The 25,518-nt window shown below is 75.5% G+C and carries 18 protein-coding genes; 16 read left to right on the top strand and 2 right to left on the bottom strand.

The features are described 5' to 3' along the window. The first annotated feature begins 123 nt into the window (after nt 1-123). From VF746_29455 to VF746_29380, 16 genes are all read left to right on the top strand, one after another. Nucleotides 124-2,271, top strand: a complete 2,148-nt coding sequence (locus VF746_29455) for a DUF4157 domain-containing protein (GenBank protein ID HEX8696583.1) — start codon at nt 124-126, stop codon at nt 2,269-2,271. Nucleotides 2,272-2,340: 69 nt separating this feature from the next. Beyond that, complete coding sequence (locus tag VF746_29450) at nt 2,341-3,072, top strand: hypothetical protein (protein ID HEX8696582.1); 732 nt, start codon at nt 2,341-2,343, stop codon at nt 3,070-3,072. A 6-nt stretch (nt 3,073-3,078) separates the two neighbouring features. After that, complete coding sequence (locus VF746_29445) at nt 3,079-3,873, top strand: hypothetical protein (GenBank protein HEX8696581.1); 795 nt, start codon at nt 3,079-3,081, stop codon at nt 3,871-3,873. A 13-nt stretch (nt 3,874-3,886) separates the two neighbouring features. Continuing rightward, complete coding sequence (locus tag VF746_29440) at nt 3,887-5,005, top strand: contractile injection system protein, VgrG/Pvc8 family (GenBank protein ID HEX8696580.1); 1,119 nt, start codon at nt 3,887-3,889, stop codon at nt 5,003-5,005. Between the two features lie 8 nt (nt 5,006-5,013). Further along, on the top strand, nt 5,014-5,805 hold the full coding sequence (locus VF746_29435) for a phage baseplate assembly protein V (protein ID HEX8696579.1): 792 nt from the start codon (nt 5,014-5,016) through the stop codon (nt 5,803-5,805). Between the two features lie 4 nt (nt 5,806-5,809). Beyond that, nucleotides 5,810-6,301 carry a hypothetical protein gene (locus VF746_29430; GenBank protein HEX8696578.1) on the top strand — a complete coding sequence of 164 codons (492 nt, stop codon included), beginning with the start codon at nt 5,810-5,812 and terminating at the stop codon, nt 6,299-6,301. A 10-nt stretch (nt 6,302-6,311) separates the two neighbouring features. After that, nucleotides 6,312-6,701, top strand: a complete 390-nt coding sequence (locus VF746_29425; GenBank protein HEX8696577.1) for a GPW/gp25 family protein — start codon at nt 6,312-6,314, stop codon at nt 6,699-6,701. A gap of 129 nt (nt 6,702-6,830) precedes the next feature. Continuing rightward, nucleotides 6,831-8,393 (top strand): baseplate J/gp47 family protein, encoded by a 1,563-nt coding sequence (locus VF746_29420; GenBank protein ID HEX8696576.1) that lies wholly within the window; start codon nt 6,831-6,833, stop codon nt 8,391-8,393. After that, nucleotides 8,390-10,693 carry a phage tail protein gene (locus VF746_29415; protein HEX8696575.1) on the top strand — a complete coding sequence of 768 codons (2,304 nt, stop codon included), beginning with the start codon at nt 8,390-8,392 and terminating at the stop codon, nt 10,691-10,693. Before VF746_29420 ends, VF746_29415 begins: the two co-directional genes overlap by 4 nt. A gap of 6 nt (nt 10,694-10,699) precedes the next feature. Further along, complete coding sequence (locus VF746_29410; GenBank protein ID HEX8696574.1) at nt 10,700-11,230, top strand: hypothetical protein; 531 nt, start codon at nt 10,700-10,702, stop codon at nt 11,228-11,230. Nucleotides 11,231-11,279: 49 nt separating this feature from the next. After that, nucleotides 11,280-14,318, top strand: coding sequence for a DUF6519 domain-containing protein (locus VF746_29405; GenBank protein HEX8696573.1), 3,039 nt, complete (start codon nt 11,280-11,282; stop codon nt 14,316-14,318). Nucleotides 14,319-14,371: 53 nt separating this feature from the next. Continuing rightward, the gene (locus tag VF746_29400) at nt 14,372-16,345 is read left to right on the top strand and encodes a DUF4157 domain-containing protein (protein ID HEX8696572.1); all 1,974 of its coding nucleotides are present in this window, start codon (nt 14,372-14,374) and stop codon (nt 16,343-16,345) included. 2 nt (nt 16,346-16,347) lie between these two features. Beyond that, on the top strand, nt 16,348-18,162 hold the full coding sequence (locus VF746_29395; GenBank protein ID HEX8696571.1) for a DUF4157 domain-containing protein: 1,815 nt from the start codon (nt 16,348-16,350) through the stop codon (nt 18,160-18,162). A 307-nt stretch (nt 18,163-18,469) separates the two neighbouring features. After that, nucleotides 18,470-20,686, top strand: a complete 2,217-nt coding sequence (locus VF746_29390; protein ID HEX8696570.1) for a DUF4157 domain-containing protein — start codon at nt 18,470-18,472, stop codon at nt 20,684-20,686. Nucleotides 20,687-20,908: 222 nt separating this feature from the next. Next, a complete protein-coding gene (locus tag VF746_29385; GenBank protein HEX8696569.1) occupies nt 20,909-21,664 on the top strand; it encodes an Imm49 family immunity protein in 756 nt (251 codons plus the stop codon). 625 nt (nt 21,665-22,289) lie between these two features. Continuing rightward, nucleotides 22,290-23,657: a cytochrome c peroxidase gene (locus VF746_29380; protein ID HEX8696568.1), complete on the top strand. Its 1,368-nt coding sequence runs from the start codon at nt 22,290-22,292 to the stop codon at nt 23,655-23,657. 223 nt (nt 23,658-23,880) lie between these two features. Here VF746_29380 and VF746_29375 read toward each other — a convergent pair whose 3' ends face one another. Further along, a complete protein-coding gene (locus VF746_29375; GenBank protein HEX8696567.1) occupies nt 23,881-24,474 on the bottom strand; it encodes a DinB family protein in 594 nt (197 codons plus the stop codon). A gap of 293 nt (nt 24,475-24,767) precedes the next feature. Continuing rightward, a partial coding sequence (locus tag VF746_29370; GenBank protein HEX8696566.1) for a S8 family serine peptidase occupies nt 24,768-25,518 on the bottom strand: 751 nt, incomplete at its 5' end.

Genomic DNA, 25,518 nt, shown 5'->3' with positions numbered 1-25,518 from the left:
CGCCTTCCTGGCCGCGGCGGACGGCGGCGTGATCGTGCCCGCGCACATCCTGCGCGCCACCCGCCGCGAGTTCGAGAAGATCGGCAAGCTGTGGGACGAGGCGGCCCTCACCCGCGGGAGGCGGTGAGGGGCCGCGCGGCGGAGTGGGAGGTGGCGGCGCGGAGCGGGGCACGCACCCGGCCCCGCCCGTCGCCGCGCGCGCCCTCCGCCCCGCGGCCGGGCTCGCCGGAGCTCCTGCAGCGGCAGATCGGCATGCGGGCCTTCCGCGCGGCCGCGCCGAGCGCCCTCCGCGCGCCGGCCGTCCAGCCGAAGCTCGCCGCCGGGGCGGTGAACGACCCGTACGAGCGGGAGGCCGACCGCGCCGCCGCCGCCATCCTCCGCGCGTCCTCCGCCGACCTGCATGGTCCGCGGTCCGCGCCGGCCGCGACGATCCAGCGGATGCCGTCCGGGAGCCCGGTGGCCACCACCAGGACCGGCGTCGCGCTCCCCTCGGGCGGGGGCCGGCCCCTCTCCGGCGCCACGCGCGCGTTCATGGAGCCGCGCTTCGGCGCGGACTTCTCCGGCGTGCGGGTGCACGAGGGGCCGGCGGCCGCGCGCGCGGCGGGCGAGCTGGGCGCGCGCGCGTTCGCCTGCGGCGGCGGCGTGTGGCTGGGACGCGGCGCCCGCGAGGGCGACCGCGCCCTCATGGCCCACGAGCTCGCGCACGTGGTGCAGCAGGGCGCCGCGCCCGCGCGGTCTGACGCGTCGACCGTGGCGGTCACGCGGTCGGCTCCGGCCGGCCTCGTCCAGCGGCAGGCGGCCCCGGGCGGCGGGACGCAGGTGCTGGAGATCCCCGTCACCTTCGAGGCGCGGGAGGTGGCGCCGCCGCCGGGGGCCGGCGCCGGCGGGTCGCTGGTGGGGGCGGGGATGGCGGGACACGTGCTGGCCAGCGGCGACCTGGGCTGGCTCCCCCCGCGCCAGGCCGCCGGCCGCGTGCTGAGCCCGTCGTACTGGTCGCCGATGGTGCCGCGCGCGGGGCAGGTGACGCTGGACCGGATGGTGAACGAGCTCCCGCGCGACCTGGCGCCGTACGTGGAGGCGGAGCTGGCCGCCCGGCGCGCGGGGGGCACCCGGCCGCTGGCGTTCGCCGGCCGCAGCTTCCCGGACGTGACGGGGAACGCGCGGCGCGTCTTCACCGAGGCGGAGGTGATGGCGATCCCCGAGCTCGTCCGCCGCTTCAACACCGCGCCGGGCTCGCTCACCGCCGCGGAGCTGTCGGTGCTGCGCGACGCGGCGGCCGTGCACATCTCGGGGACCACGGCGGGCTCGCCGTTCGCCTCGTACATGGTGCCCGACTCGCCCGCGCCCGGGGTGGGCAGCCGCCTGTACCGCGTGCGCGTGGAGCTGCCGGCGGCGGGCGCGCTCGACGTCTCCCGGCCCAACGCGTTCAACCAGCAGGGGCTGCTGGACCGCATCACGAACGTGGAGGAGGCGGAGTTCATGGTCGCGGCGGGGGAGCGCCCCCGCATCGTGGCCGTGGAGCGCGCCGCCGCGGCCGAGTCGTCGTTCCTGATGCGCAACGCCGGCCGGATCCGCTGGGCGGGGCGCGTGGTGGCCGTGGCGGGCCCCGCCGTCTCCGCGTACCGCATCGCCACGGCCGCGCCGGAAGAGCGCGCCGCGGTGGTCGGCGAGGAGGCGGGCGGGATGGCGGGCGGCGCGGCGGGGACGTCGCTGGCCGTGGCGGGGTGCGTGGCCTTCGGCATCGCCTCGGGCGGGATCGGGCTCTTCGTCTGCGGGCTGGTGGGCGGGGTCGCGGGCGGCGTGCTGGGGAGCGCCGCGGGGGGCGCGCTGGTGCGCTCGGCGGAGTCGTCGGGCCGCGGCCGGGGCGAGTGCCCGTCGTGCCACGCCCTGCAGCGCCAGTGGCAGGCGCGGGGCGCGTGGCCCCCCGCGCCGCCGACCCCGGGCTCCCTCACGCCGGGGGAGATGCGCCGCCTGCAGGGATGGCTGGGCCCGGCGTCCGCCCCCGCCGCGTCGGGCGCCGCATCGCCCGCCGCGCGCTCGGCCACTGGGTCGCTCACCCCGGACGACGTCGCCCGCCTCTCGGCGTGGCTCTCGGAGAGCGAGGGCCGCGCCGCGACCACCGCGCCGTCCGCGCCCACGCCCGCCGAGAGGCTGCGCCTCCAGGAGTGGCTCGGCGCGGGCTCTGGCGGCGGGTCCCGCCCCGCGCTGTCGCCCGAGGAGATGCGGGTGCTGGAGGAGTGGATCCGCTCCACGGGAGGAGGCCGCCGATGACCCGGACCGCCGCCCGGCCGCGGTGAGCGCCGCCGTACTTCCATCATCCGTTCCCGAGGACCCCGGCCGATGGCCTTTCCCAACGCACCCCGCGTCCTGCGCGGCGCCTTCGTGGAGTACGGGCTCTCCCTGCCCCCGCTCTTCGTCGTCTTCCAGTTCAACCCGGTGGAGCTGTCGCGCAGCCGCAACCTGTCGTTCGGCTCGCCGGACCAGGCCATGTACACGCCGCCCGTCACCGACGCCGCGGGGCAGGCGGTGCCGCGCGCCATCCCGTTCCAGAACGCCCTGCGGGCGTGGCACCAGGGCAAGTCGGACCTGATGGAGATCCGCAACCAGCAGCAGGTGCGGGTGGAGGAGGAGACGCTGAGCTTCGACATCCGGCTGGACGCGAGCGACAAGCTGGAGGCGGGCGACCCGATCGCCACCCGCTTCGGCGTGCTGCCGCAGCTCTCCACCCTGGAGATGATGATGCAGCCCAAGAGCGAGGGCGTGCTGGGGCAGGCCCTGTCCGCCCTGTCGCCCGCCGGCTCGTACAGCTTCACGGGCTCGCCCAACCCGCCGCTCGTCCTCTTCATCTGGGGGCGGCGGCGGGTGCTGCCGGTGAACATCAACAGCCTGAGCATCCGCGAGACCGAGTTCAGCACGGTGCTGGACCCCGTGCGCGCCACCGTCTCGGTGAGCCTGACGGTGATCGAGGGGAAGAACGCCGCGCACACGTACTCCACGGTGCTCAAGGAGGCGCAGGCCGCCCTGAACCTGGCCGGCGTCGCGGAGCTGGCCAACGTCGTCATCCCCGGGTAGCGCCGCATGTTCTCGCGCATCTCCCGCTACCGCGACCTCCCCGACGTCGTCACCGTCGACGCCCGGGGCCGGGCCGTGCGCTCGCGCAGCCTGCGCCTGGCCGAGCCCGTGGACGGCGTGCTGGTGCACACCCTGGAGGAGGGCGACCGGCTGGACCACCTGGCCCAGCGCTACTACGGCCAGCCCCGCTCCTGGTGGCGCATCGTCGACGCCAACCCGGAGTTCCTCTCCCCCCACGCCCTGGTGGGGCGCGAGCCGCGCGGCAGCGTCGTGGTCCCCCTGGAGTGGACCGGCGCCGCGCCGCCGTGGGCGGACCTGCTGCGCGCGCTGCGCGACACGCCGGGGGTGGAGGCGGCGGCCACGGGAACGCCGGCCGCCGGCGAGGCCTCGGCCGAGGCGCTGCAGGGCGCGGCGGCCTTCACCCTGGCGCCCACGCTGGTGCCGGAGCTCCAGGCCAGCGCCCGCGCGCAGCGGCTCACCCCGGCGCTGGACGCGGCGCTGCGCGCGAAAGGCGTCCAGCTGACCGACGTCCGCATCGAGACCCCGGACCCCGCCCGCTGGCGCGTCACCGACCTGCGGACGCGCCGCGTGCGCCTGGCGCGGCTCTCGGCGGGCCCCGAGCTCACCGTGTACGACGTCGCCCTTCGCCACCGCTGGGCCGTGGAGGTGGCCTTCAACCGCCTGGTCCTGGAGCCGGCCGACGTGCCGAAGGTGGCGGAGCGGCTGGGCTTCGTCGTGGGCCCCCCGCGCGAGCTGCGCCGCATCGGCGCGCCCGTGGCGGTGCCGCCGCGCCCGGTCTGAAGGGGGGCCGGCCGTGGCGCGCGAGAGCGTGGTGCTGGAGATCGGCGGGAGCGAGGCGGACGACCTCTACCCCGACCTGGCCGCCGTGGAGGTGGAGACGGGCGACGACGCGCCGGCCACCTTCCGGCTCCGCATCGCCGTCTCGCGCGACGCCGGGGACGGCGCCTGGAGCTACCTGGACGAGGAGCGCTTCCGGGTGTGGAGCGAGGTGTCGGTGCGCGTGGGGTTCGAGGGCGGGGGGACCGAGGAGGTGGTGAGCGGCTACGTCACCCGCGTGCGCCCGTGGTTCGACGCCGACCCTGGGCGCTGCGCGCTGGAGGTGGAGGGGATGGACGCCAGCGTGCTGCTGGACCGCGAGGAGAAGCTCAAGGACTGGCCGGGGAAGAAGGACAGCGACATCGCCCGCGAGGTGCTCTCCGCGTACGGCCTCTCCGCCCAGGTGGAGGAGACCGACGTGGTCCACGAGGAGGCGCTCTCCACCATCATCCAGCGGGAGACCGACCTGGAGTTCCTTAAGCGGCTGGCCCTGCGCAACGGCTTCTCCTGCTGGGTCGAGGGGCGGACGGCCCACTTCGGCCCCGTGCCCGCGGACGCGGCGCCCCAGCCCGTGCTGGCGGCGCACTTCGGGGGGGAGACCAGCCTGGCCTGGTTCGCCCCCGTGGTGGACGCCCTGCGCCCGGCCGAGGTCTCCATGTTCCAGCTGGACCGGCTGACCCGCGACGTGCTCTCGGCCGACGCCGCCTCGTCCGCGCGGCGGCCCCTGGGGCGGATGGACGCGTCGGCGCTGCTTCCCGGCGGGGTGGACCCCGGCAAGGTCTACGTGGCCCGCAACGCCGCCACCGGCGCGCCGGAGATGACCGCGCTCTGCCAGGGCGTCTTCGACGAGGGCAGCTGGTTCGTCACGGCCGAGGGGCAGACGCGCCCCGCCGCCTACGAGCACGTGCTGAAGCCGCGCGGGCTGGTGACGGTGAAGGGGGTGGGCGAGAGCTACAGCGGGGTGTGGTACGTGTCGTACGTGCGGCACACGCTCGACCGCGACGGCTACACCCAGTTCTTCCGCCTGCGGCGCGACGCGCTCCTTCCCACGGGCGCCGAGGACTTCGGGGCCGCGGCCGGCCTGGGGCTGCTGTAGGGGGCGCCGTGGACCTGGAGCGGGTGGTGGCGCGGCTGGCGCACGAGGTGGAGCGCCGCTTCCACGGCAAGTACCGCGGGATCGTGGTGGACGTGGAAGACCCGGAGATGCTGGGGCGCATCAAGGTGCAGGTCCCCAGCGTGCTCGGCGACCAGGTCTCCACCGGGTGGGCGATGCCCTGCGTCCCCTACGGCGGCGAGGCGAACCGGGGCTTCCTCTTCGTCCCCGAGGTGGGCGCGGGGGTGTGGGTCGAGTTCGAGGAGGGCGACCTGGAGTTCCCCGTGTGGGTGGGGACCTTCTGGAGCAAGCCCGGCGGGACGACGGACCTGCCGAAGCCGAACGGGCCGGACGGCGCGGAGGAGGAGGTCCAGTCGCCGCCCACCCGCAAGATCATCAAGACGGCCAAGGGGCACACCCTGCAGTTCGAGGACAAGGACGGCGAGGAGCGCATCGTCCTCTGGGAGGCCACCCACTCGCACGTCATCAGCCTCGACGAGGCGGGGGTGACGGTGACCGACGGCTCGGGGAACTCGATCAAGACCACCGAGGACGGGATCTCCGTCCTGGACGCGAACGAGAACTCCGTGGAGACGACGGCGGACGGGATCGTGGTGACCGACGCCAACGGGAACACGGTGGAGATGACGGCCGACGGCATCGTCCTCACCGACGCGACGGGGAACGTGGTGCGGATGACGTCCAGCGCCTTCGACCTGGTCGCCAAGGTCCCCTTCACCCTGGACGCGTCGGGGCAGCCGATCGTGCTGAAGGGGAGCACCATCGACCTCAACAAGGCGTGAAGCCGTGCCCAAGCTCGCGGTGGTGGAGAACGACAAGGTCGAGGGGACGGACAAGCACAACGTGACGGGGAACGCCACCAACCCCGCCGCGCCGCCGCCCACGGTGCCGTACGTGGGCGTCGGCGACTTCGACTACAAGGGGAAGATGACAGACGGGCTGAGCGACTTCGTGAAGATCGGCGGCAAGCCCGTGGCGACGGTGCAGAGCAAGAGCTCGCTCGACCCCGGGCAGACGGCGCCCGGGGGCGGCCACCACCCCACCGGGGGGAAGAACTGGCTGCCGCCCGCGCCCGCGCCGATCCCCACCACGCTCTCCATCCCCGAGCCGATCGGCGAGGGGCGGCCCAGCGCCGTCTCGGGGAGCACGTTCGTGAAGGTGGGCGGGCAGAAGCTGCTGCTGGACGGGGACAAGATCGACACCTGCGACGGATTGGGCGTCCCCATGAACTCCACGGTCACGGCGGAGGGGCAGTCCTTCGTCTCCTGCTCGGCATAGGAGGACGCGGATGGCGACGGCGGTGACGGCGGGACCCGCGGCGCGGCGGTCGTTCCCGTTCCCCTTCGTCCCCGACCTCGGGGGGCGGGTGAGCGCCGAGGGCGGCGACGAGGCGATCCGGGCCAAGATCGTCCAGGTGCTCTTCACGGCGCCGGGCGAGCGGGTGCACAAGCCGGAGTTCGGGTGCGGGCTCTTCCGCCTGGTGTTCGACCCCGCCGACGCGGTGCTGGCCGCGGCCACGGAGTTCACCGTGGGGCAGGCGCTGGCCCGCTGGCTGGCGGACGACATCGTGGTGGACGCGGTGCAGGTGGAGGCGGTGGACGCGGGCGTGGCCGTGCAGGTGGCCTACACCCGTAAGTCGGACCTCGCCCGCCAGGCCGTGCGCATCCAGTTCCGGTAGACGGTAGACGGTAGACGGAGGCAGCGGCGGGCGGCGGCCGGTTCGCGGAGGAGCCGGTCGCCGGGAAGGCGGAGCGCGGGGGGCGGGCGGCGGGGGCGGGAAGGGGCAATCACACGCGAGCGGACGAGCATGGCCGAGACCACGCGCACCGGGGGGCAGGGGGCGCTCGACTACCTGGCGCGGGACTACGACAGCCTCCTGCGCTCCATGCGGGAGATGATCCCGCGCAAGCTCCCGGAATGGACGGAGTACGAGTCCGAGGCCGACTTCGGCAACGTGCTCCTGCAGCTGTTCGCCCACATGGGCGACATCCTGAGCTACTACCAGGACCGCGTCGCCGGCGAGGCGTTCCTGGGCACGGCCCGCACGCGCCGGAGCGTCATCCAGCACCTGCGGCTGATCGGCTACCGGCTGGCCACCGCCGCGCCCGCCTCCGCGTCGCTCGACATCGCCTTCCCCGCCACCTGCGAGGAGACGGTGGTGCTGCGCCGCGGCGACGCCTTCGCGACGAAGAGCACGCGCGAGCGCCCCAGCGTGCGCTTCGAGTACACCCCCGAGCAGCCCCTGCTCATCGACTGCAGGGCGCTCGCGGTCGACGACGCCACGGGGAAGAAGCTCTACCGCGGCGTGCCGGTGGAGGAGGGGCGGCTGGTGGAGCGCGAGTTCCTGGGCACCTCCGACGGCACGCCCGACCAGCGCTTCCCGCTCGCCAGCCCGCGGCTCATCCTGCGCTCGCTGGGGCCGGGCCAGGCGATCCACCGCGACCTGGTGGTGCTCACCGAGCTCGGCGGGGTGATCACGGAGTGGACCGTGCGCGAGAGCCTGGCCTTCAGCCGCGCCGACCAGCCGGACGTGGCCGTGGAGGTGGACGAGGACGACCGCGCCGTGGTGCAGTTCGGCGACGGGGCGCTGGGGAAGATCCCCGAGGCGGGCGCCTCCGTCACGGCCACCTACCGGGTGGGCGGCGGCGCGCACGGCAACGTCCCCGCCGGGAGCATCGGCACGGTGGTGGACGCGCCCCAGCTCTCGCTCCTGGCCGCCGACGTCACCAACCCGGCGCCCGCCACGGGCGGCGCCGAGCGCGAGAGCATCGAGCACGCCGTGAGGCACGCCCCCTCGGTCTTCCGGTCGCTCCGCCGCGCCGTCACGGCCGCCGACTACCGCGCCCTGGCCCTGCAGCTGGGCGGCGTGGGGAAGGTGCGCTCCGAGGCCACCAACTGGAACACGGTGACGCTGTACGTGGCCCCCCAGGGCGGCGGCCACGTGAGCGACGTGCTGCAGGCGAGCCTGCTGGCGTACTTCGAGGACAAGCGCCCGATCACCACCACCATCGAGGTGGAGGACGTGGACTACGTGGCCGTGTACGTCACGGCCGAGGTGGGGGTCAAGGGTTACTACTCGGCGGGGCGGGTGAAGGAGCAGGTGGAGCGGGCGGGCGCGGCGCTCCTGGCCTTCGAGAACGTGGACTTCGGGCAGACCGTCTACCTGAGCAAGTTCTACGAGGCGATCGAGAACATCGACGGCGTGGCCTACGTGAACATCACCGAGTTCCGCCGCGGCGACGGGGCCGCGGCCTTCGAGGCCACCGGCAAGCTGGTGATGGGGCCCAACGAGATCCCCACGGCGCCCGGCGACGACCCGGCGTACGCGGCGGGGATCCGCGTGGTGCTCCCCGAGGAGCTCGCCGGGTGATCCGCCTGCGCGCGCTGGCCGCGGAGCCCCACCCGGAGGGGAACCGCATCGACCTGGCCTGGGTGCACCCGGACCCGGCCGGGTTCCCCCGCGTGCGCGTGGTGCGCCGCGAGGGCACGCACCCCACGGCGCCCGGCGACGGCGTGGTGGTGAGCGGGCCGCGCGACGAGCCGTCCTGGGAGCCCCTGCCGGGCGGGGAGCGGGCGTACCGGCTGGCCGACACGGGGCTGCCGGGCGGGCGCGTCTACTACTACGCCCTCTTCCCGTACGACGCCGTCCCCTCCGGCGGGCCGCCGGAGCCGGAGAACCGCGCGGCCTCGCTGGCCGTCGACCCCGCGGGGCACGCGGGGCGGATGGAGGACCTGCTCCCCGCCGTCTACCGCCGCTACGACCAGGCCGCGGCCCTGCGCAACCCCGCGGGGCTGGAGCCGGAGGACCGGGGCAAGGGGCCGCTCCGCCGCCTGCTCGACGTCACGGGGAGCCAGCTGGACCTGCTGCAGGGGCTCGCGCGGGCCCTGCTGGACTCGGCCGACCCCGACCGCGTGGACGGCCGGCTCCTCCCCCTGCTGGCGGAGTGGATCGGCTGGCCCACCGACCACCGGCTGGAGGTGGCCGAGCAGAGGAGCGAGCTGCGCCAGGCGCCGTTCGTCTACCACACGGTGGGGATCATCCCCACCCTGGAGGCCACGGTCAAGCGGGTGCTGGGGTGGGAGAGCCGGGTGAAGGAGTTCGCCCACAACGTGGTGCTCACCAACCACCCGGAGCGGCTGAACCTGTGGGCCCGCGAGCGCAGGGCGGACGGGACGTGGGCGGGCCCGCCCGAGCCCTTCGCGCTGCACGAGGCGTACGAGGGGCGCCCGGCCGCGGCGCGGGCGAACGACGGCACCCTCTGGCTCTTCTTCCACACCCTGCGCAAGGGGCGCTGGGCGGTGTGGACCAAGACGCGGCCCCCCGGCGGCGCCTGGACCCCCAGCCGCCCTCTCTCCGACGGCGACCGCGGGGCCCGGCACCCCGCGGCCGCCCTGGTGGGGACCACGCTGTGGGCGTTCTGGGACACGTACGACCCGGCCGCCGACGCGTGGGCGGTCGAGGCCCGCACCCGCACCGGGAGCGGGGAGTGGACGCCGGGCGCGCTCCCGTGGAGCGGCGCCGCGCCCCGCCGCTGGCCCGCGGCCGCGGCCGACGCCCAGGGCGGGCTCTGGCTCTTCTGGATGGAGCGCGCCGACGGGCGCTGGCGGATGCGCTTCTCCCGCCGGGCGGGGGGCGCGTGGTCGGCCCCGCGCTACCTCCCCGACGGCGCGGGCGTGGAGGCGGACCCGTTCGTCCTGGCCCACCCGGCGGGGCAGGTGTGGCTCCTGTGGGCGCGGCGCGCCGCCGGCCCCGCGCCGGGGCAGACGCGCTGGGAGGTGGCGTACCGGGTGAAGGCGGGGCTGGACCCGTCCGTGTCGGACTGGGGCCCCGTGCGCACCCTCCCCCGGCCGGACCCGGACGCCGACGACCGCGAGCCGGCGGCCCGCTGGGACGGCGCCCGCCTGGAGCTCTTCTGGAGCAGCACCCGCGACCGCAGCTGGTCGGTCTGGCGCGCCATGCTCGACCCCGCGGCCTGGACGTGGGGCGCGGCCGAGGAGGTGACGGGGAACCCGTACACCGAGCGGGCGCCGCTCCCCGTCCCCCTGGACGACGGGGGGACGCTCGTCCTGCACCGCTCCAACCGCGGCGTGGGGTACGCCAGCACCGTCTACGGGGCCACGCGCACCCTGGACCACCGCTACGCCGGCGCCACCAGCGCCGACACCCGCAACGGGCCCAAGTTCGCCCTGCGGGGGAGCTTCGAGGACTTCGCCGCCTACACCTACGACGCGGGGGTCGGGGGGCGGCGCGACGACCGGAACTGGTACGCCCGCGACACGGTGGGCGTGTACCTCACGCCCACGAGCGACGACCCCACCGCGCTGCAGCGGGGGCGGGGCGTCGTCGAGCAGGCCCTCCGGCAGTTCCTTCCCGCGCAGGTGCGGGCCGTCCTGGTCATCGAGCAGGCCCCGTACGCCGAGAAGGTCTACACCTACGACTTCCCGCGCGACCCGGAGCAGCGCCGGATCGGCGAGAACACCTTCGACAACCCGCTCCCCGAGCGCTACCCAGCGGCGCTCGGCGACGGCTACCTGGACGCGGTGCCGGGGTGGAGCTGGATCCGCAGCTGGAGCCCGGCCACCCCGGGGCACCGCACGGTGAACTTCGCCGCCGCGCCCGTAACCACACCGCACCGCACCTGGCACGTCGCCGTGCGGCCGGGAGGATGAAGACGAATGACGACCACCACCCTGAACATCCGCGGCATCTACCGCGACGTGGTCCTGGGCCCCGGCGGGCGCGTGGAGCACGACGGCGGCTGGGTGAAGAACACCATCGTCACCCGCTGCCGGGTGCTGCTCACCGGGTTCATCCGCAACGAGCCCACGGGCGGCATCCAGTACCTGGCCGTGGGCCGGGGGAGCGACACCTGGGACACGGCGGGGATCCCGCCCTCCAACCCCGACGCCACCACCGACCTGGTGCAGCGCTACGCCACCCCGCTCCCGTTCTCCGAGCTGGAGGTGGCGTACCTGGACGCGGCCGACGAGGTGCAGTCCGCCCCGTCGCCCCGGCTGCAGGTGACGGCGACGCTGGGGCCCGGCTACCCGGCCCCGCTCTCCGGCCTGCGCACCTATCCCCTGCGCGAGTTCGGCCTGTTCGGGCGGCTGGGGGACGTGGACTACATGATCAACAGCATCCGGCACCCCGTGATCCACAAGGACGAGGCGGCGACGCTGATCCGCGTGGTGCGGCTCTACTTCTGACGGCCGCCTCCCGGGCGCGCCGGGCACCCCACACCGGTTGACGGGCGACATGGGCAACTTCTCTCGCAACACCTTCGACCCGCGGAAGCACTACGCCAGCGTCCGCCTGCAGCAGGGCGTGCCCCTGGTGGACGCCGACTGGAACGAGATGGACGACATCCGCCGCCACGAGGTGCGGCACGTCCTCCGCTCGTTCGTGGGCGACGCCGCCGCCGTGGCGGACGACGGCTTCCGCATCGCCCCGCTGGGGAGCAGCGGGGGGATCAACACGCTGGTGCTCACCGCCCCGTCCGCGGCCGGCGGCTCGTCGGTGGTGGTGGACCCCGCCTCCACGGCCGCCTCGGTCCTGGGCTTCGGCGGGGGGAACAGCGAGGCGCGGCGCACGGGCACGGGCTCGGCGCGGCTCACGGGGTCCACGTCGCAGGCCTTCGCCCTGGCGGCCGGGCAGACGCTCGTGCTGCGCGTGAACGGCGGCGCGCCCGTCACCGTGACCTTCCAGGCCGGCGCCTTCGCGAACATCGCCGCCGCCACGGCCGCCGAGGTGGCGGCCGCGGTGAACGCCGCCGGCACGGGGCTCACCGCCTCGACAGGGTCGGGGAACGACGTCGCCATCGGGGCGGGCACCTGCGTGGTGGGCGGGTGGAGCGCCCTGAACGAGCGCCTGCTGGCGTACAGCGCGCAGCCGCTCTACCAGAACACCGCCCTGGCCGCCGCGTGGGGGGTGCCCGTGCTCCCGGCGCTCACCATGCCCGGCGCCGCCCGGACGGACACCGTCTACCTGGACGTGTGGGAGCGGGAGGTGGGCGAGGCCGAGGACCCCACGATCGTCAACAGCCAGATCGGGATCGAGACCAGCGTCCGCATCCGGCGCGAGTGGGTGGTGCGGGTGGCGGAAGGGCAGACCAGCGCGCCCGCCCCCGCGGCGGGGCACGCGCACTTCCTCCTGGCGCGGCTCGCCCGCACGGCCCAGGTGGCCATCCAGGCCACCCAGGTCACGGACCTGCGCGCCGCCGCCCGCACCCTGGCCGCGCAGAACGTCGAGGCGGCGCGGCTGGAGAGCGCCAAGGTGGACCGCGCCGGCGACACGGTCACCGGCAACCTGGTGGTGCAGGGGCGCGTGGGCGTGGGGACGGGCGCGTCCAGCCCCCTGGCGCCCCTGCACCTGACGGGGGGCAACCCCAACGTCGGCACCACCGGCGTGGAGGGGGACCTGCGGATCGGCGACGCCACGTACTCCCTGAAGGTGGGGACGGGCCTGGCGGCCGCCGGCGCGGACGCGGGGCACACGCGGGTGCGGGCCAGCCACCGGCTCACGCTGAGCGCCGGCACGGCGGCGGAGCTCACCCTGAGCGGCACGCGCGTGGAGGTGGGGAGCGGCACGGCCACCGCCAACCCCCTGCGCGCCATCACCTCCGCGGCCACCGCGGTGCAGGCGGACGCCGTGGGCGACACGACGGCCGACAAGTTCGCCGTCACCGCCTCGGCCACCGGCGCGGACGGGATCAAGTACGGCGTGCAGGCCTACGCCACGGGGCCGGCCGGTCTCAAGTTCGGCGTCCGCGGAAACGCCAGCGGCGACGCGGGGACCAAGTACGGCCTGTACGGCACGGCGGACGGAGGGCAGGACTACAAGTACGGAGCGTTCCTGAGCGCGAGCGGCGCCGCCGGGACCAAGTACGGCCTCTACGCCAACGCCAGCGGCGCGGACGGTTACATGTACGGCATGTACTCCTACGCCAGCGGCGCCCTGGGCACCAAGTACGGCGCGTCGTTCATCGCCACCGGCGCCGACGGTCCCAAGACGGGGGTGTACGTCGCCTCCGAGGGCGACGCCGGGACCAAGCTGGGCCTGCACGCCCATGCCTTTGGGGTGGCGGGGGACAAGACCGGCATCGAAGTGTCCACCAGCGGGACGGACGGAACGAAGGTCGGGGTCACGAGCTCCGTCTACGGTGACAACGGATACAAGTACGGGTACCGGGCCAACGTCTCCGGAGCCGCCGAACTGAAGATCGGCGGCGAGTTCACCGTTAACGGCACCGCTGGAAACAAGTACGGGATCATCACCTACGCGAGCGGAAGGGACGACACCAAGTACGGCATCCAGGCGCAGGCGGACGGGGAGCTGGGGGCCAAATTCGGTGTCTCGGCCTACGCCACCGGCGCGGACGGCTCGAAGACCGGCGTGTGGGGCTATGCCGGGGGAGACCAGGGGGGAAAGACGGGGGTGCAGGGCATAGCGTCCGGTCTCGGCTCCAACAAGTACGGCGTCATCGGCCAGGCGAACGGGGACGGCGGCACCAACTACGGCGTCTACGGCCAGGCGTACGGCGCAGGCGGCGCCGTCAACTGGGCAGGGTACTTCCAGGGGAACGTGCACGTCACGGGCACGCTCTCCAAGGGCGCCGGCTCGTTCCTCATCGACCACCCGCTCGACCCGGAGAACCGGGTGCTGCGGCACAACTTCGTGGAGTCGCCGGAGTACCTGTGCCTGTACCGGGGGAAGGTGACGCTCGGGAAGGACGGCGCCGCGACCGTCGCCATGCCCGAGTACTTCAAGGCGCTCACCGACGAGGCCGGCGCCACCGTGCAGCTCACGCCGATCGGCGCCAGGCCGTTCCTGGCCAGCTACGAGTGGAGCAGGGGGAACGACGCCATCATCATCCACGGCGACCCCGGGGCCGACGTGAGCTGGCTGGTGATCGCGGACCGCGACGACCCCGCCATCAAGGTCCTGCGCCAGCCGGTGGAAGAGGCCAAGGACGGGAGCCAGTTCGCGGCGGGCGAGTACCTGTACCCCGACGCCTACCCCCGCCGCAAGGGCAAGCGGCCGGCGTCCCCGGTCCCGGAGGCGCTGCCTCCCGAGGCCGAGCCCAGGCGCGTCCGGGAGGACGCGGAGCGCGTCCGCCGCGAGGCCGAGGAGCGGGTCGATGCCGACGAGAAGCGCGTCCGCGAGCTGCGCGGCCAGCAGGAGGCCGAGGAGAAGCGGCGCCGGGACGAGACGGAAGCCGAGGAGAGGCGGCGCCGGGACCAGGCCGAAGCCGGCGCGGACGGCGGCGACGGCGGCGGGAAGAAGAGGAAGGGATGAGCGGCGCGGCGCGGCACCGGGCGCCCGCCTGAACCGCAGGCAACGGAGGCGGCGTGCGCATCACCCGGCAGACGGCGGAAGCCGCCCGCGCCCACCCCGGGCGCGCGGCGGCGCCGCGGCGGCCCTCCGCCCGCGCGGACGGCCCGGGGCTGGCGCGCGCGCTGGGGAACCGCGACTACGGGCGGCTGATCCAGCCGAAGCTGGCGGTGGGCCCCGTGGACGACCCGCTGGAGCGGGAGGCGGACCGCGCGGCGGAGGCGGCCGTCTCCGGCGCGCCCGCCGTCGTCCGGTCGGCGGCGCCGTCCGGGGACGCCGGGCCGCGCCTGCGCCGCTGCGCCTGCGGGGGGCGCTGCCCGGAGTGCCGGAAGCGCGCGGAGGAGGAGGGGCGCCTGCGGCGCGACGCCTTGGGCGGGGCCGCGCCCGCCGCCGCCCCGCCGCTCGTGCACCAGGTGCTGGGCTCCGCCGGGGCGGCGCTGGACGCCGGGACGCGCGGGCGGATGGGCGAGGCGTTCGGCGCCGACTTCTCCGGCGTGCGGGTGCACGCCGACGCGCGGGCGGCGCGCTCCGCGGACGCGGTGGGCGCGCGCGCCTACACCGTGGGGAGCGACGTGGTGTTCGCCGCCGGCCGCTACGCGCCGGGGACGCGCGAGGGCGACCGGCTGCTCGCCCACGAGCTCGCGCACGTGGTGCAGCAGTCCGGCGGGGCGCCGCTCCGCGTCCAGCGCCAGGCGGAGCCCGCGGCCGCCGCCGAGGCGCTGGAGGCCGACCCCGAGGCGTTCCGCGGCATCGACCTGTACTACATGGTGCGCACGGTGCCGTGGAGCGACTTCGTGGACACGCGCCGGATCGTCCGCCGCGGGCCGTACCTGCTGGTGCCCCAGCTGCGGCGCGCCCCCGACGGGCGGGTGACGGTCGTCTTCTACCTCGCCTACCGGCCGGACCCGGACCGCCGGCGCAACGAGTTCGTGGTGGGGCCGGACGCCCTGGGCGAGTTCACCGCCAGCGTGGACACCTACGTCCAGCAGGCGAACCTGGCGTACGCCTGGGTGCCGCCCGGCGGGCAGCCCTCCGAGGTCCAGGCGCTGAGCGCCCTGTACGTGCGGGGAACCGTCAGCGGCAACCCGAAGGAGGCGGAGGCCGGGCTGCAGGCGTGGGGGGCCGCCGTGCGCGATCCGGGATGGCTCCTCTCGGTGGCTACGGGCGTGGCGGGCGCGTACGTCTCGGCCGCCCCGCGGCCGCCGTCGCTGCGCGCGCTGCCGGGGGGCGGCGGGGCGGGCGCGCCGGCCATGCGTCCGCCCGCCGTCCTGGCCCGCGGCGGCGCCGTGGGCGGTCCCGGGCCGGGCGTCGTCACGCGGGGCGGTGCCGCCCTGGCGGTGGCCCCCGCCCCCGCGCCGGTGGCGGCCCCCGTGGCCGGCGCGGCGCCCCGCGCCTCGCTCTCGCTGGTGCCGCGGCCCGAGGGGCTGCCGTACGCGCCGGTCGCTCCCGTCCCCGCGCCCGCGGCCGCGGCGGCCGCCGCGGCGGCGACGGTGGCGCGCTCCGGCACGCGCACGGGCGTCTCGCCCGCCACGAGCGCGCGGGCGGCGCCGCGCCCCGCGCCGAGCCCCGACGAGGAGGAGACGGACCGGCGCGGCTGCCGGGTGGAGCAGGTGGCCATGAAGTTCGGCCGCTACCCCTGCCACGCGGACTTCTCCTTCGCGCTCAGCGGCGTGCGGCGCGAGTTCCGGGTCACCACCCCCGAGGGCCTCGCCGCCGACTTCGACGCCATGGACGCGGCGGGCACCGTGTACGAGGTGAAGACGGGCTACCGGTGGGTGCCCTTCACGGCCGACGAGCCCGACACCCGCGTCCTCGTCGACCGCTTCCAGGACCAGGCGTTCCGGCAGCTCGCGGTCGCGGAGCGCTGCGGCCGGCCGCTGGTGTGGTACTTCAACGAGGACGTCGTAGCCCGGTTCTTCGACGGGCTCCTCCCCACGGACGTGCGGTACCGCCCGTTCCCCTGCAACGTCGACAGCGACCCGGTCTGGTGAGCATGCATCGGGCACTCGAACGGGCCCGCGCGCGGCGCGGCGACCCGCGGGCGGCGGAGCGCGCCGGGCGCGCGCCCTCGGCCCCGCCGCGGCCGGGCGTGGCGCTGGCGCGCGCCCTGGGCAACCGCGACTACGGGCGCCTGGTCCAGCCGAAGCTGGCCGTGGGCCCCGTGGACGACCCCCTGGAGCGCGAGGCGGACCGCGTGGCCGACGCCGTGCTGGGCGCGCGTCCCGGGGCCGGGACGGCGGGGGACGCGGCGGCCCCGCCGATCCGGCGCCGCGCGTCGCCCGATGCGGCGGCGAGCCGCGCGCCCTTCCCCGTCCCCGCGGGGTTCCAGTCGCGGCTGGCGGGCCTGGGCGGCGGCGAGCCCCTGTCGCCGGGGGTGCGCTCGTTCTTCGAGCCGCGGCTGGGGACGGAGCTGGGGGGCGTGCGCGTCCACGCCGGGCCGGCGGCGTCCGCCGCGGCGGAGTCGATCCGCGCCCGCGCCTTCACGCTCGGCAGCGACGTGGTGTTCGGGGCCGGCGAGTACGCGCCGGGCACCCGCGCGGGGACGCGGCTGCTGGCCCACGAACTGGCCCACGTGGCGCAGCAGGGCCGGGCCGGGGGGGAGCCGGTGGTGCGGCGCTACGAGGGCCCGGAGCACCAGGACCTGGGCGACCGCCACCTGAACGAGCTGCTCGCGTTCCTGGAGACGGACGAGGGGCGGGCGTGGGCGGCCGGCATCGGCGAGGACCGCGACCGGCTGGTGGCGCAGATCCGCGCGGACCCGCTGCGCGGCGGCGGGACGATCCGCCTGGAGCCGTTCACCGACCGGGCGACGGGCGAGACCTCGCGGGCGGCGCTGACGCCGGGGCAGGTCATCGCGCTGATGGGCGACTTCTACGGCAGCGTGGAGGAGCTGGCGGGCGCCGACCCGCGCGAGATCCGGCAGCTCCTGGAGGTGCTGGAGCGCGAGCGCGCCGGCACCGCCGACCACGTGACGGCGAACGCGGCCTACGAGCGGATCACCGGCGGCCGGTACCTGCGCCTGGCCGAGCGCAACGCCGTCCACTTCGCCAGCCGCAACCGGGCGCAGTGGCGACGCCTGCACGCGGAGGCGCTGGACCAGGCGCGCGCCGCCGGGCCGAACGACGCGCTCTTCGAGCGGGCGCTGCTCCGCGACGCCGCGGCGGGGCACTTCCTCACCGACGCGTACGCCTCCGGGCACCTGCTGGACTACGACCGCGTGCTCGCCGCCATCGAGCTGCACCTGCGCGCGCACCCGATCCAGACGGCCAACCCGGAGATGCAGGCGTACGTGGGGGTGGTCGCCATCTCGGGCCGCCTGAAGCAGCTGGTCCTGAAGAACCTGCACGACCGGCTGAACCGCGAGGGCTTCGAGGTCACCAACGCCCGCGGCATGCGCTGGCGCACCCACGGCGACGACCACCTGGTCGAGGCCACCGAGACGCAGCGGGTGGCCGCGCTCGCCGTCTTCCGCTCCCGGCAGCAGCTGCGCGCCGCCCGCGCGGGAGAGCCGGCCGACCCGGCCGAGGTGGAGGCGCTGATGCCGGACGACGACAGCGTCCGCCGCGCGACGGAACGGGCCATCGACTACATCCCCGGCGCGGCGGCGGAGGTGGAGCCGCTCATCTACCGCAGCCGCGCGCTCGCGCCCACGCAGTTCGGGTTGATCGGCGGCAGCATCGTGCAGTCGAACCTGTCCACCATCGGCGATCCCGCCCGCGAGCGGCGGGTCTGGGAGATGATGGAGCAGGCGGAGCAGATCGGGTCGGGGCCGGTGGTCGCGCCCTCCTTCACCCTGGGGCGCTGGTAGCGTGCGCGCGGCGCGCGGACAAAGGTTCTGCAATCGATCGTGCAAAGGAGACGTCGTCCCGAGGGAGCCGCTGCGCCGGACCTGCCCCGGCACCGGGGTCTGGCGTCCGACCATTGGCGCGGGAGCGAACCACGCGCGGACGCCCCCTCAGGACGACTTCGTGTGTGGCATGGAATGCACGGTCGCCGGAAGGTGGTATGGTCTTGACGAGGGATTCCTGGCGATGCCGCTCCCTTCCTGAAGAAGGCGTGATGCGGAAGACAGCCCCGCGGGTCCGGTCCCCGGCCGCCCGGCCCGCCGGATGAGCGTGCAGCAGGCACTCGAGCCCGTCCGCGGCCGGCCGGCCGTCGCGAAGGCCCCCGACCGCACCGGGCGCGCGCCCTCCGCCCCGCCGCGGCCGGGCGTGGCGCTGGCGCGCGCCCTGGGCAACCGCGACTACGGGCGCCTGGTCCAGCCGAAGCTCGTCGTCGGCCCCGTGGACGACCCCCTGGAGCGCGAGGCGGACCGCGTGGCCGACGCCGTCCTGAGCGCGCGCTCCCTCGCCGGCGGGGCGGGGGACGCCGCGCCCCCGCCGCCGCCGATCCAGCGCCGCGCCGCGCCCGGCGCCGGGGGGAGCGCACGCGCGCCCTTCCCCGTTCCCGCCGGGTTCGAGTCGCGGCTGGCGGGCCTGGGCGGGGGCGAGCCGCTGCCGCCGGGGGTGCGCTCGTTCTTCGAGCCGCGGCTGGGGGCGGAGCTGGGGGGCGTGCGCGTCCACTCCGGGCCGGCGGCGTCGGCGGCGGCCCGTTCCATCCGCGCCCGCGCCTTCACGGTGGGGAGCGACGTGGTGTTCGGGGCCGGCGAGTACGCGCCGGGCACCCGCGCGGGGACGCGGCTGCTGGCGCACGAGCTGGCCCACGTGGCGCAGCAGCAGCTCCTGCCGGCGTACGCGGGGCCCGGCGCGGCGCGGCTCGCCGGCGCGCCGCCGGTGGTGCGGCCGATGCCGTACGGGCCGGCCGTCGTCCGGCGCCAGGGCGAGGCCGGCGCCGCGGAAGAGGAGGGGATGAGCCTCTCCGACTTCGGCGAGTGGATCCTGGGCGCCATCGCGGGGGAGTTCAACCCCGAGCAGTCGGTGGGGCAGATCGCGCTGGACACGGGGCTGGGGCTCATCCCCGTGGTCGACCAGGCGTTCGACATCCGCGACATCCTGGCCCACCTCTACTTCATGATCTTCGAGGAGGAGTACGACCGGCCGGGGCGGTGGCTGGGCGTGGCCATCACCCTGGTGGGGCTCATCCCCGAGGCGGGCACGGCCATCCGCGGCGTGGTCAAGAGCCTGCTGCGCGGCGGCGCCGACGCCCTGCGCCGCGTGGGCGACCTGCTGACGCTGGCCCGCCGCCTCCTCCCCGACGGGGGCGACCTGGCGCGGCTGCGCACCTTCGTCGCCCGCCACTGGGACGAGTGGGTGGCGTACGGCGTCGGGCAGTGGAACCGCGCCGTGGCCCGCATGGACGAGGTGCTGCGGGCGGTCCCCGACTTCATCAGCGGCGGCTACCGCGCCCTGCTGGCCCGCATCCAGGCGCTGGCCCCGCGCGCGCTCACCGACGCGTTCGCGCGGCTCAGGGCGCAGGTCACCGGGGCGCTGGACGACCTGGTGGCCCGCCTGCGCCCCGCCACGCCCGGCGTGCCGGGCGGCGGCGCCACCGGCCGCGCCACGCGCGAGGCGGAGGAGTCGGCGGCCGCCGAGGCCGAGCAGGCCGCCGCCCGCGCGGCCGACGACGCCCTGCGGCTGGAGACGCGCGGCGCCCTGGCCGACGCCGTGGAGGGGCGCCTGGGCCGCCGCGCGGGGCGCGAGATCGGCGAGCTGATGCGCGAGCTGATCGAGGCGATCCGGGAGTGGGCGCGCACCGTCTTCGCGGGGTTCGGCTTCCGGCGCTACGAGGTGGCGCTGGAGGGGGACGACCTCGCCCTCTACGGCCGGCGCTCCCGCATCCTCCTGGCGCGGATCGAGGTGGGCTCGGTGCAGGACTGGGTGATCACCACCACGCGCGCCATCCGCGAGGCGCGGCACGCCCGCATCACGCAGCTGGGGCGCGCGGCCGCCAGCGCGTCCGACGCGCTGGTGCGCCTGCTGCGGGGCAACGCCGTGCGGCTGTCGGAGGAGCTGGGCGAGCTGGCGGCCATGGCCGTCATCCGGGCGCGCTTTCCCAGCGCGCGCCTGCTGCACCGCGGCTCCGGCTCCGGCACGCTGGACCTGATCTACGAGGCCGGCGGCAACCTCATCGTGGTCGAGGCCAAGGGCGGCGCCGGGCGCCTGGGGACCCGGGAGATCCGGGCCGGTCTCCACGCCCAGCAGGGGACGGTGACGTACCTGCGCGACGTCATCGCCTCCATGCTCAACCGGCCCGGCGAGGCGGCCGTGGCCAACCGGCTGCTGGCCCAGCTGAACGCGGGGCGGATCCGCTACTTCCTCACGGAGACGCCGGTGCCGCGCGGAACGGCGCCGCTGGTGACCACCATCAGCGAGTTCATCGTGCGCGTCACCTGATACCGATTTTCCAGGGATGGTCCTGGATGGATTCCGATCCACCGGCGGACGGCGAAAGGCCTCACACGGAGTCAACGGAGTCAACGGAGTCAACGGAGTCAACGGAGTCAACGGAGTCAACGGAGAACCCCCGCAGTTCTCCGTTGACTCCGTTTCCTCCGTGTGAGACGTTCAGTGATGGATCTCGATCCCGAACGATCCTCTGCGAAATGGTCTGAAGCCATGGAGAAAGGGCCGAACGAGGAGCTGCTGCGCGGCAACCTGGCCGCGGCGCGCGAGCGGCTGGACTCCCTCACGGGCGGGTCGCTCCCGGGAAAGGCCGGCTCGCTCTCGCCCGGCCTGGCCTACGCCGCGTTCGACGACGCGCTGCGGGCGGCCGGCCTGGCGCGGGGGCTGGGGGAGGCGGAGGAGGCGCTCCGCCCCCTGCTGGCCACCGCCGCCCGAGCGGCCGTCCCCGTGGTGCGGGACAACGCGGGCTCGGCGGCGGAGGGGGAGGGGGAGGGGGAGGAGGCGGAGCTCGTCGACCGCTCGGCCGCGAACCCGTGGACGCTGGTGCGCGGCCTCTACGCGGCGGCCGTCTCGGGAGAGCGGGACGCCGCGCGCGCGCTGGCGGCGGTGCCGGTCGCGGACCTCCGCTCCGGCCAGGTGGAGGCCTCGCCGGCGCTGGAGGCGTACGCCGCCGCCCTGCAGCGCGCGTCCGCCGGCGACTCGCCCCGCGGCGCCGACGCGGAGCTGGACGCGCTCCTCGGCGCGTCCGGGGGGAGCCGCGGTGCGGGCGACCGCTTCTGGACGCGGCAGGCGGAGGCGCTGGCCCGCGTCCGCGCCGGCGACGCGGACGGCTTCCGGGCCGCGCTGGACCGGGTGCGCGAGGCGCTCGCCGCCGAGTACGCGGACGCCGGTCCGAACGATGCCGAGCGGCTGCTCGAGCTCCCCCTCCTCGGCCTCGAGGCCCTCGCCCGGCGCGCGTTCGGGAGCTGACGGGACGGGTGCCGGCCAGTCCGGCGGGTGAGCCGGCGGGCAGGTGACCACGCTCCGGGCGGACGAGCTCGCCCGGATGACACCCGGACAGCTGCACGCGCTCGCCACCCGGAGCAGGTGTGCGCCCCGCCGAGGAATATACCCGCCGGCGCCTCTCCGCGACGACGGCACAGGACTCCGCCATGCAGGCGCTCGGGCGCGAGTGCCTCACTCCGCGGCAACCGACCGCCCCCACGCCCCCCGCGGTAGCCCTGGGCCGTCGGGCCTGGCTCCGCTCGCGGCAAAGCCGGCCGCCGGCCCCTCGATCCCGAGCCGATTGATCCTCAGCTCGCCGGGTTGGACGAGGGCCCCTGGCGGTGGATGGCGCCGACGGGGCTTTCGCCTGTCCCGATGCGGGGGGCGTGGACGTTCTGCAGAAGGGTTTGGGTGGACGCGGGCGCGGCCGGGCGGGGGGAACGGCCCGGAGAGTAGGGGTGGAGAGCCGCGCCACGTGTCTGATCGCTGAAGCCACCGCTGGACCGCCGCTCGACTCACCATCGGCTCGAGGGTTGTCTTTATGCGCTCTGGTCCCCTTCTCTCCGCAGTCCTCCTCTGCACCGCCGCCCTCGCGTGCGGCGACTCCCCCGTGGATCCCCCGCCCACCGGCGCGCCGCCCGCGCTCGCGAGCGCGAACGTGGCCGTCGGCGTCACGGTGGGGCAGCCGGTGAGCTACGACGCGTCGAAGGGAGGAACGGCGTTCACCGGCTCGGGGGAGCTGCAATACCGCATCACGTTCGAGGGAGCCGCGAACGGCCTCTCCGCGTCGGGCGCCACCGTCGTCGGCCAGCCGCTGGCGCCGGGCGTGACCTGGGCGACGATCGTCGCGACGGACGCGCACGGACGCACGGCGAGCGACCGCTTCGCCGTCGCCGCGTTCACGGCCGGCCTGGCCACGCCCACGCTCCCGGCGGTGCCGTTCCGCTACGCCGACGACGCGGTTCCCCTGCCGGCGCACTTCCGCACGGCCATCAACGGCGGGCCGGCGACGGCGACCGACAACACCCCGGCAGGCAACCCGATCACCGACGCGGGCGCCGCGCTCGGCCGCGTGCTCTTCTACGACGTGCGCCTCTCGGTCAACGACGGGATCTCGTGCGGGGGGTGCCACGGCCAGGCCATCAGCTTCTCCGACGCGCCGCCGCGCAGCCGGGGCTTCGCGGGCGGGCTGACGGGGCGGCATTCGCCTTCACTGGCGAACGCGCGCTTCTACCGCCGCGGGCGCTTCTTCTGGGACGAGCGCGCGCCGACGCTCGAAGACCAGGTGCTCCGTCCGATCCAGGACGGCACCGAGATGGGGCTGACGCTGGAGAACGCCGTGGCGAAGATCGCGGCGACGCCGTACTACCCGCCGCTCTTCCAGGCCGCCTTCGGGACGCCGACGGTCACCAGCGACCGCGTGTCGCTCGCGCTCGCCCAGTACGTGCGCTCACTGGTGTCCGCGGACTCGCGCTTCGACCGCGCCTTCACCGCCACGGGGACGCCCAACTTCGCCGCGGTCTTCACCCCCCAGGAGGTCGAGGGGGAGCGCCTGTTCCGCGCGACCGGGTGCTCGGTGTGCCACACCACGGTCGCGCAGGTGAGCGACGCGGCGCACAACACCGGGCTCGACGCCGTGAGCGCGGACACGGGCGCCGGCCGCGGCGCCTTCAAGGCGCCGTCGCTGCGCAACGTGGGCGTGCTCCCGCGCTTCATGCACGACGGGCGCTTCACGTCGCTCGAGCAGGTGGTCGAGTTCTACAACTCCGGCGTGCAGCCGAACCCGAACCTGGACCCGCGGCTGCGCGGCATCGACGGCTCGCCGCGGCGCCTGAACCTGTCCCCGGCGCAGAAGGCGGCGCTCGTCGCGTTCCTGCGCACGCTCACCGACTCGGCGTTCCTGACCGCGCCGCGCTTCGCCGACCCGTTCGCGCCGCCGCCGGCCGGGACGCAGGCCGCGTCCACCCGGTCGCGCTGACGGTGCCGCGCGGCTCGGTGGCCGCGTGACGGGCCTCGACGACTCGCGCCGCGGCGCCGGCTTCGCGTGTCGACCCCGATCTTCACGGCCGGAAGCCAGCAGCTGACGATGTCCGCCAGGCACGGGCGGCACGACCACGGTGGATGCAGGGCGGCCCCGGCGAGATCCTCGCCGGGGCCGGAGTGTTCATGTCGCGCCGACCGTTACGCCGCGGAGCAGTCCGCTACTGGCTTGGCCGGGCGGGTGGCCGCGGGAGCGCCGTCGGCGGCAGGATGTTGTTCAGGCGCATGTAGTTCGCGAGCTGGCTGTAGTGGTCCGCCATGTCCACCACGTGGCCGAGCACCATGCCCGCGCGCGTCACCGTCCGCGACTGGCCGCGGAACGTCAGCATCACCTGGTCGGCCAGCTTCGCGTCGTCGAGCTGCGCGAACGCGTTCTCGCAGAACGTGAACGACTCCTTGAGCTTCGCGATCAGCCTGTCCCGGGGCCAGGTGGCCTTGACCGAGTCGGCGGTCGTGGTGTCCTCCGCCGCCCGGGTCGCCTTCATGTCGCCGAACGCGTTGCAGAAGAGGTAGTTGTCGGTCGCCAGGTGCTGGGCGATGTAGCCGATGGTGAGCTGCGCGGGCGTCGGCTTGTAGCCGAACAGCCGCTCCGGGATCGAGTCGAACGCCTGGGCGAGGTTGCGCTGCAGGGCCATGGTCCGCCCGCGGAACACCTCGGTGATCGGGTTCGCCGGCGGACCCGCGGACGGCTGCTGCTGGGCGGCGAGGCCCGCCGGCAGGGCCAGGGCGAGGAGCACTGCGTACGAGGTCTTCATACGTCCTCCCGGGAGGGGTGGTGGGGGATCGGTCCTCATACTCGGTGGCGCGGCCGACTTGCGCAACCGTGCCGTGCCGCGCGTTCGGCGGCGTTCCCCCTCTCCCCCGGGCCGCGTCCGGCTTCGATCGTGACCGACAGCCGCCGCCGCTGCTTCCACCGCGGGGCTCGGGACCGCGAAAGCAAGGGCCGCGGGGGCGCCATCCGGCGCTCCCGCGGCCTTTTGCTTACGTGTTCGGAGAACGAGTCCGGCGCGCCGCGTGAAGCCGCGTGCCCGATCTCACGGGTCCGTCACTAGCAGACGGACTCCGTCGCCATCATCTCCTGCTGGTAGTAGTAGCGGCCTCCGTCCAGGCTGCCCCCCCCGCTGCAGCCGCCGCCACCCGCCACATAGAGCTCGGTGCTCTCGGTCGCCGCCGCGGCGTCGGTCACGGTGACCGTCACCTCGTAGTCGTCGATGCTCGCGTAGTCGAAGGTGTCGGACGTGCCGCTGGTCTGGTAGACGCCGTTGACGTACCAGGTGTACTGGTAGCCGCCCATCCCGTCCAGGACTTCCGCCTTGTGCGACTTGCCGTTCGTGCCCTGCTGCACCTGGATCGGGCCGAGGGTCAGGCGCCGGGCGGCCGGGTCGACCCAGAGCAGGCGGTTGGGCGTGAGATAGCCGGGGCTGACGACCACGTTGGAGGTGGCGTTGGTCACCGCGAAGGCGTGCGCGTCGTCCGGCTTGGCGCCGGGCCGGGACTGGAGGAAGCGCGCGACCGCGCCGGTGACGTGCGGGGCCGCCAGCGAGGTGCCCGTGCGGGTGCTGGTGGCCCAGTCGCCGCCGATGCCGGCGGAGAGGATGTTCACGCCGGGGGCGTAGATGTCCACGCAGGCCCCCCAGTTGGAGCCGCTGTAGCGCACGTCGTTGGCGTCGGTGGCGGCCACGGTGAGCACCCCCGGCTTCCAGGCCGGCGAGATGTTGCAGGCGTCGGTGTTGTTGTTCCCCGCGGCGGCCACCAGCAGGACGCCGGCGTCGAGCAGGCTCTGCACCGCCTGGTCGGCC

Source organism: Longimicrobium sp. (assembly GCA_036389795.1).
Classification (GTDB): domain Bacteria; phylum Gemmatimonadota; class Gemmatimonadetes; order Longimicrobiales; family Longimicrobiaceae; genus Longimicrobium.
The sequence above is the reverse complement of the archived record's forward strand: the minus strand, read 5'-3'. Positions and strand labels throughout refer to the sequence as shown.

What these genes read in the sequence shown, in the direction of transcription:
- VF746_29395 (HEX8696571.1), top strand. Translation starts at nt 16,348, where the DNA reads ATGCATCGGGCACTCGAACGGGCCCGCGCGCGGCGCGGCGACCCGCGG.
- VF746_29445 (HEX8696581.1), top strand. Translation starts at nt 3,079, where the DNA reads ATGTTCTCGCGCATCTCCCGCTACCGCGACCTCCCCGACGTCGTCACC.
- VF746_29405 (HEX8696573.1), top strand. Translation starts at nt 11,280, where the DNA reads ATGGGCAACTTCTCTCGCAACACCTTCGACCCGCGGAAGCACTACGCC.
- VF746_29450 (HEX8696582.1), top strand. Translation starts at nt 2,341, where the DNA reads ATGGCCTTTCCCAACGCACCCCGCGTCCTGCGCGGCGCCTTCGTGGAG.
- VF746_29425 (HEX8696577.1), top strand. Translation starts at nt 6,312, where the DNA reads ATGGCGACGGCGGTGACGGCGGGACCCGCGGCGCGGCGGTCGTTCCCG.
- VF746_29375 (HEX8696567.1), bottom strand. Translation starts at nt 24,474, where the DNA reads ATGAAGACCTCGTACGCAGTGCTCCTCGCCCTGGCCCTGCCGGCGGGC.
- VF746_29385 (HEX8696569.1), top strand. Translation starts at nt 20,909, where the DNA reads ATGGAGAAAGGGCCGAACGAGGAGCTGCTGCGCGGCAACCTGGCCGCG.
- VF746_29410 (HEX8696574.1), top strand. Translation starts at nt 10,700, where the DNA reads ATGACGACCACCACCCTGAACATCCGCGGCATCTACCGCGACGTGGTC.
- VF746_29420 (HEX8696576.1), top strand. Translation starts at nt 6,831, where the DNA reads ATGGCCGAGACCACGCGCACCGGGGGGCAGGGGGCGCTCGACTACCTG.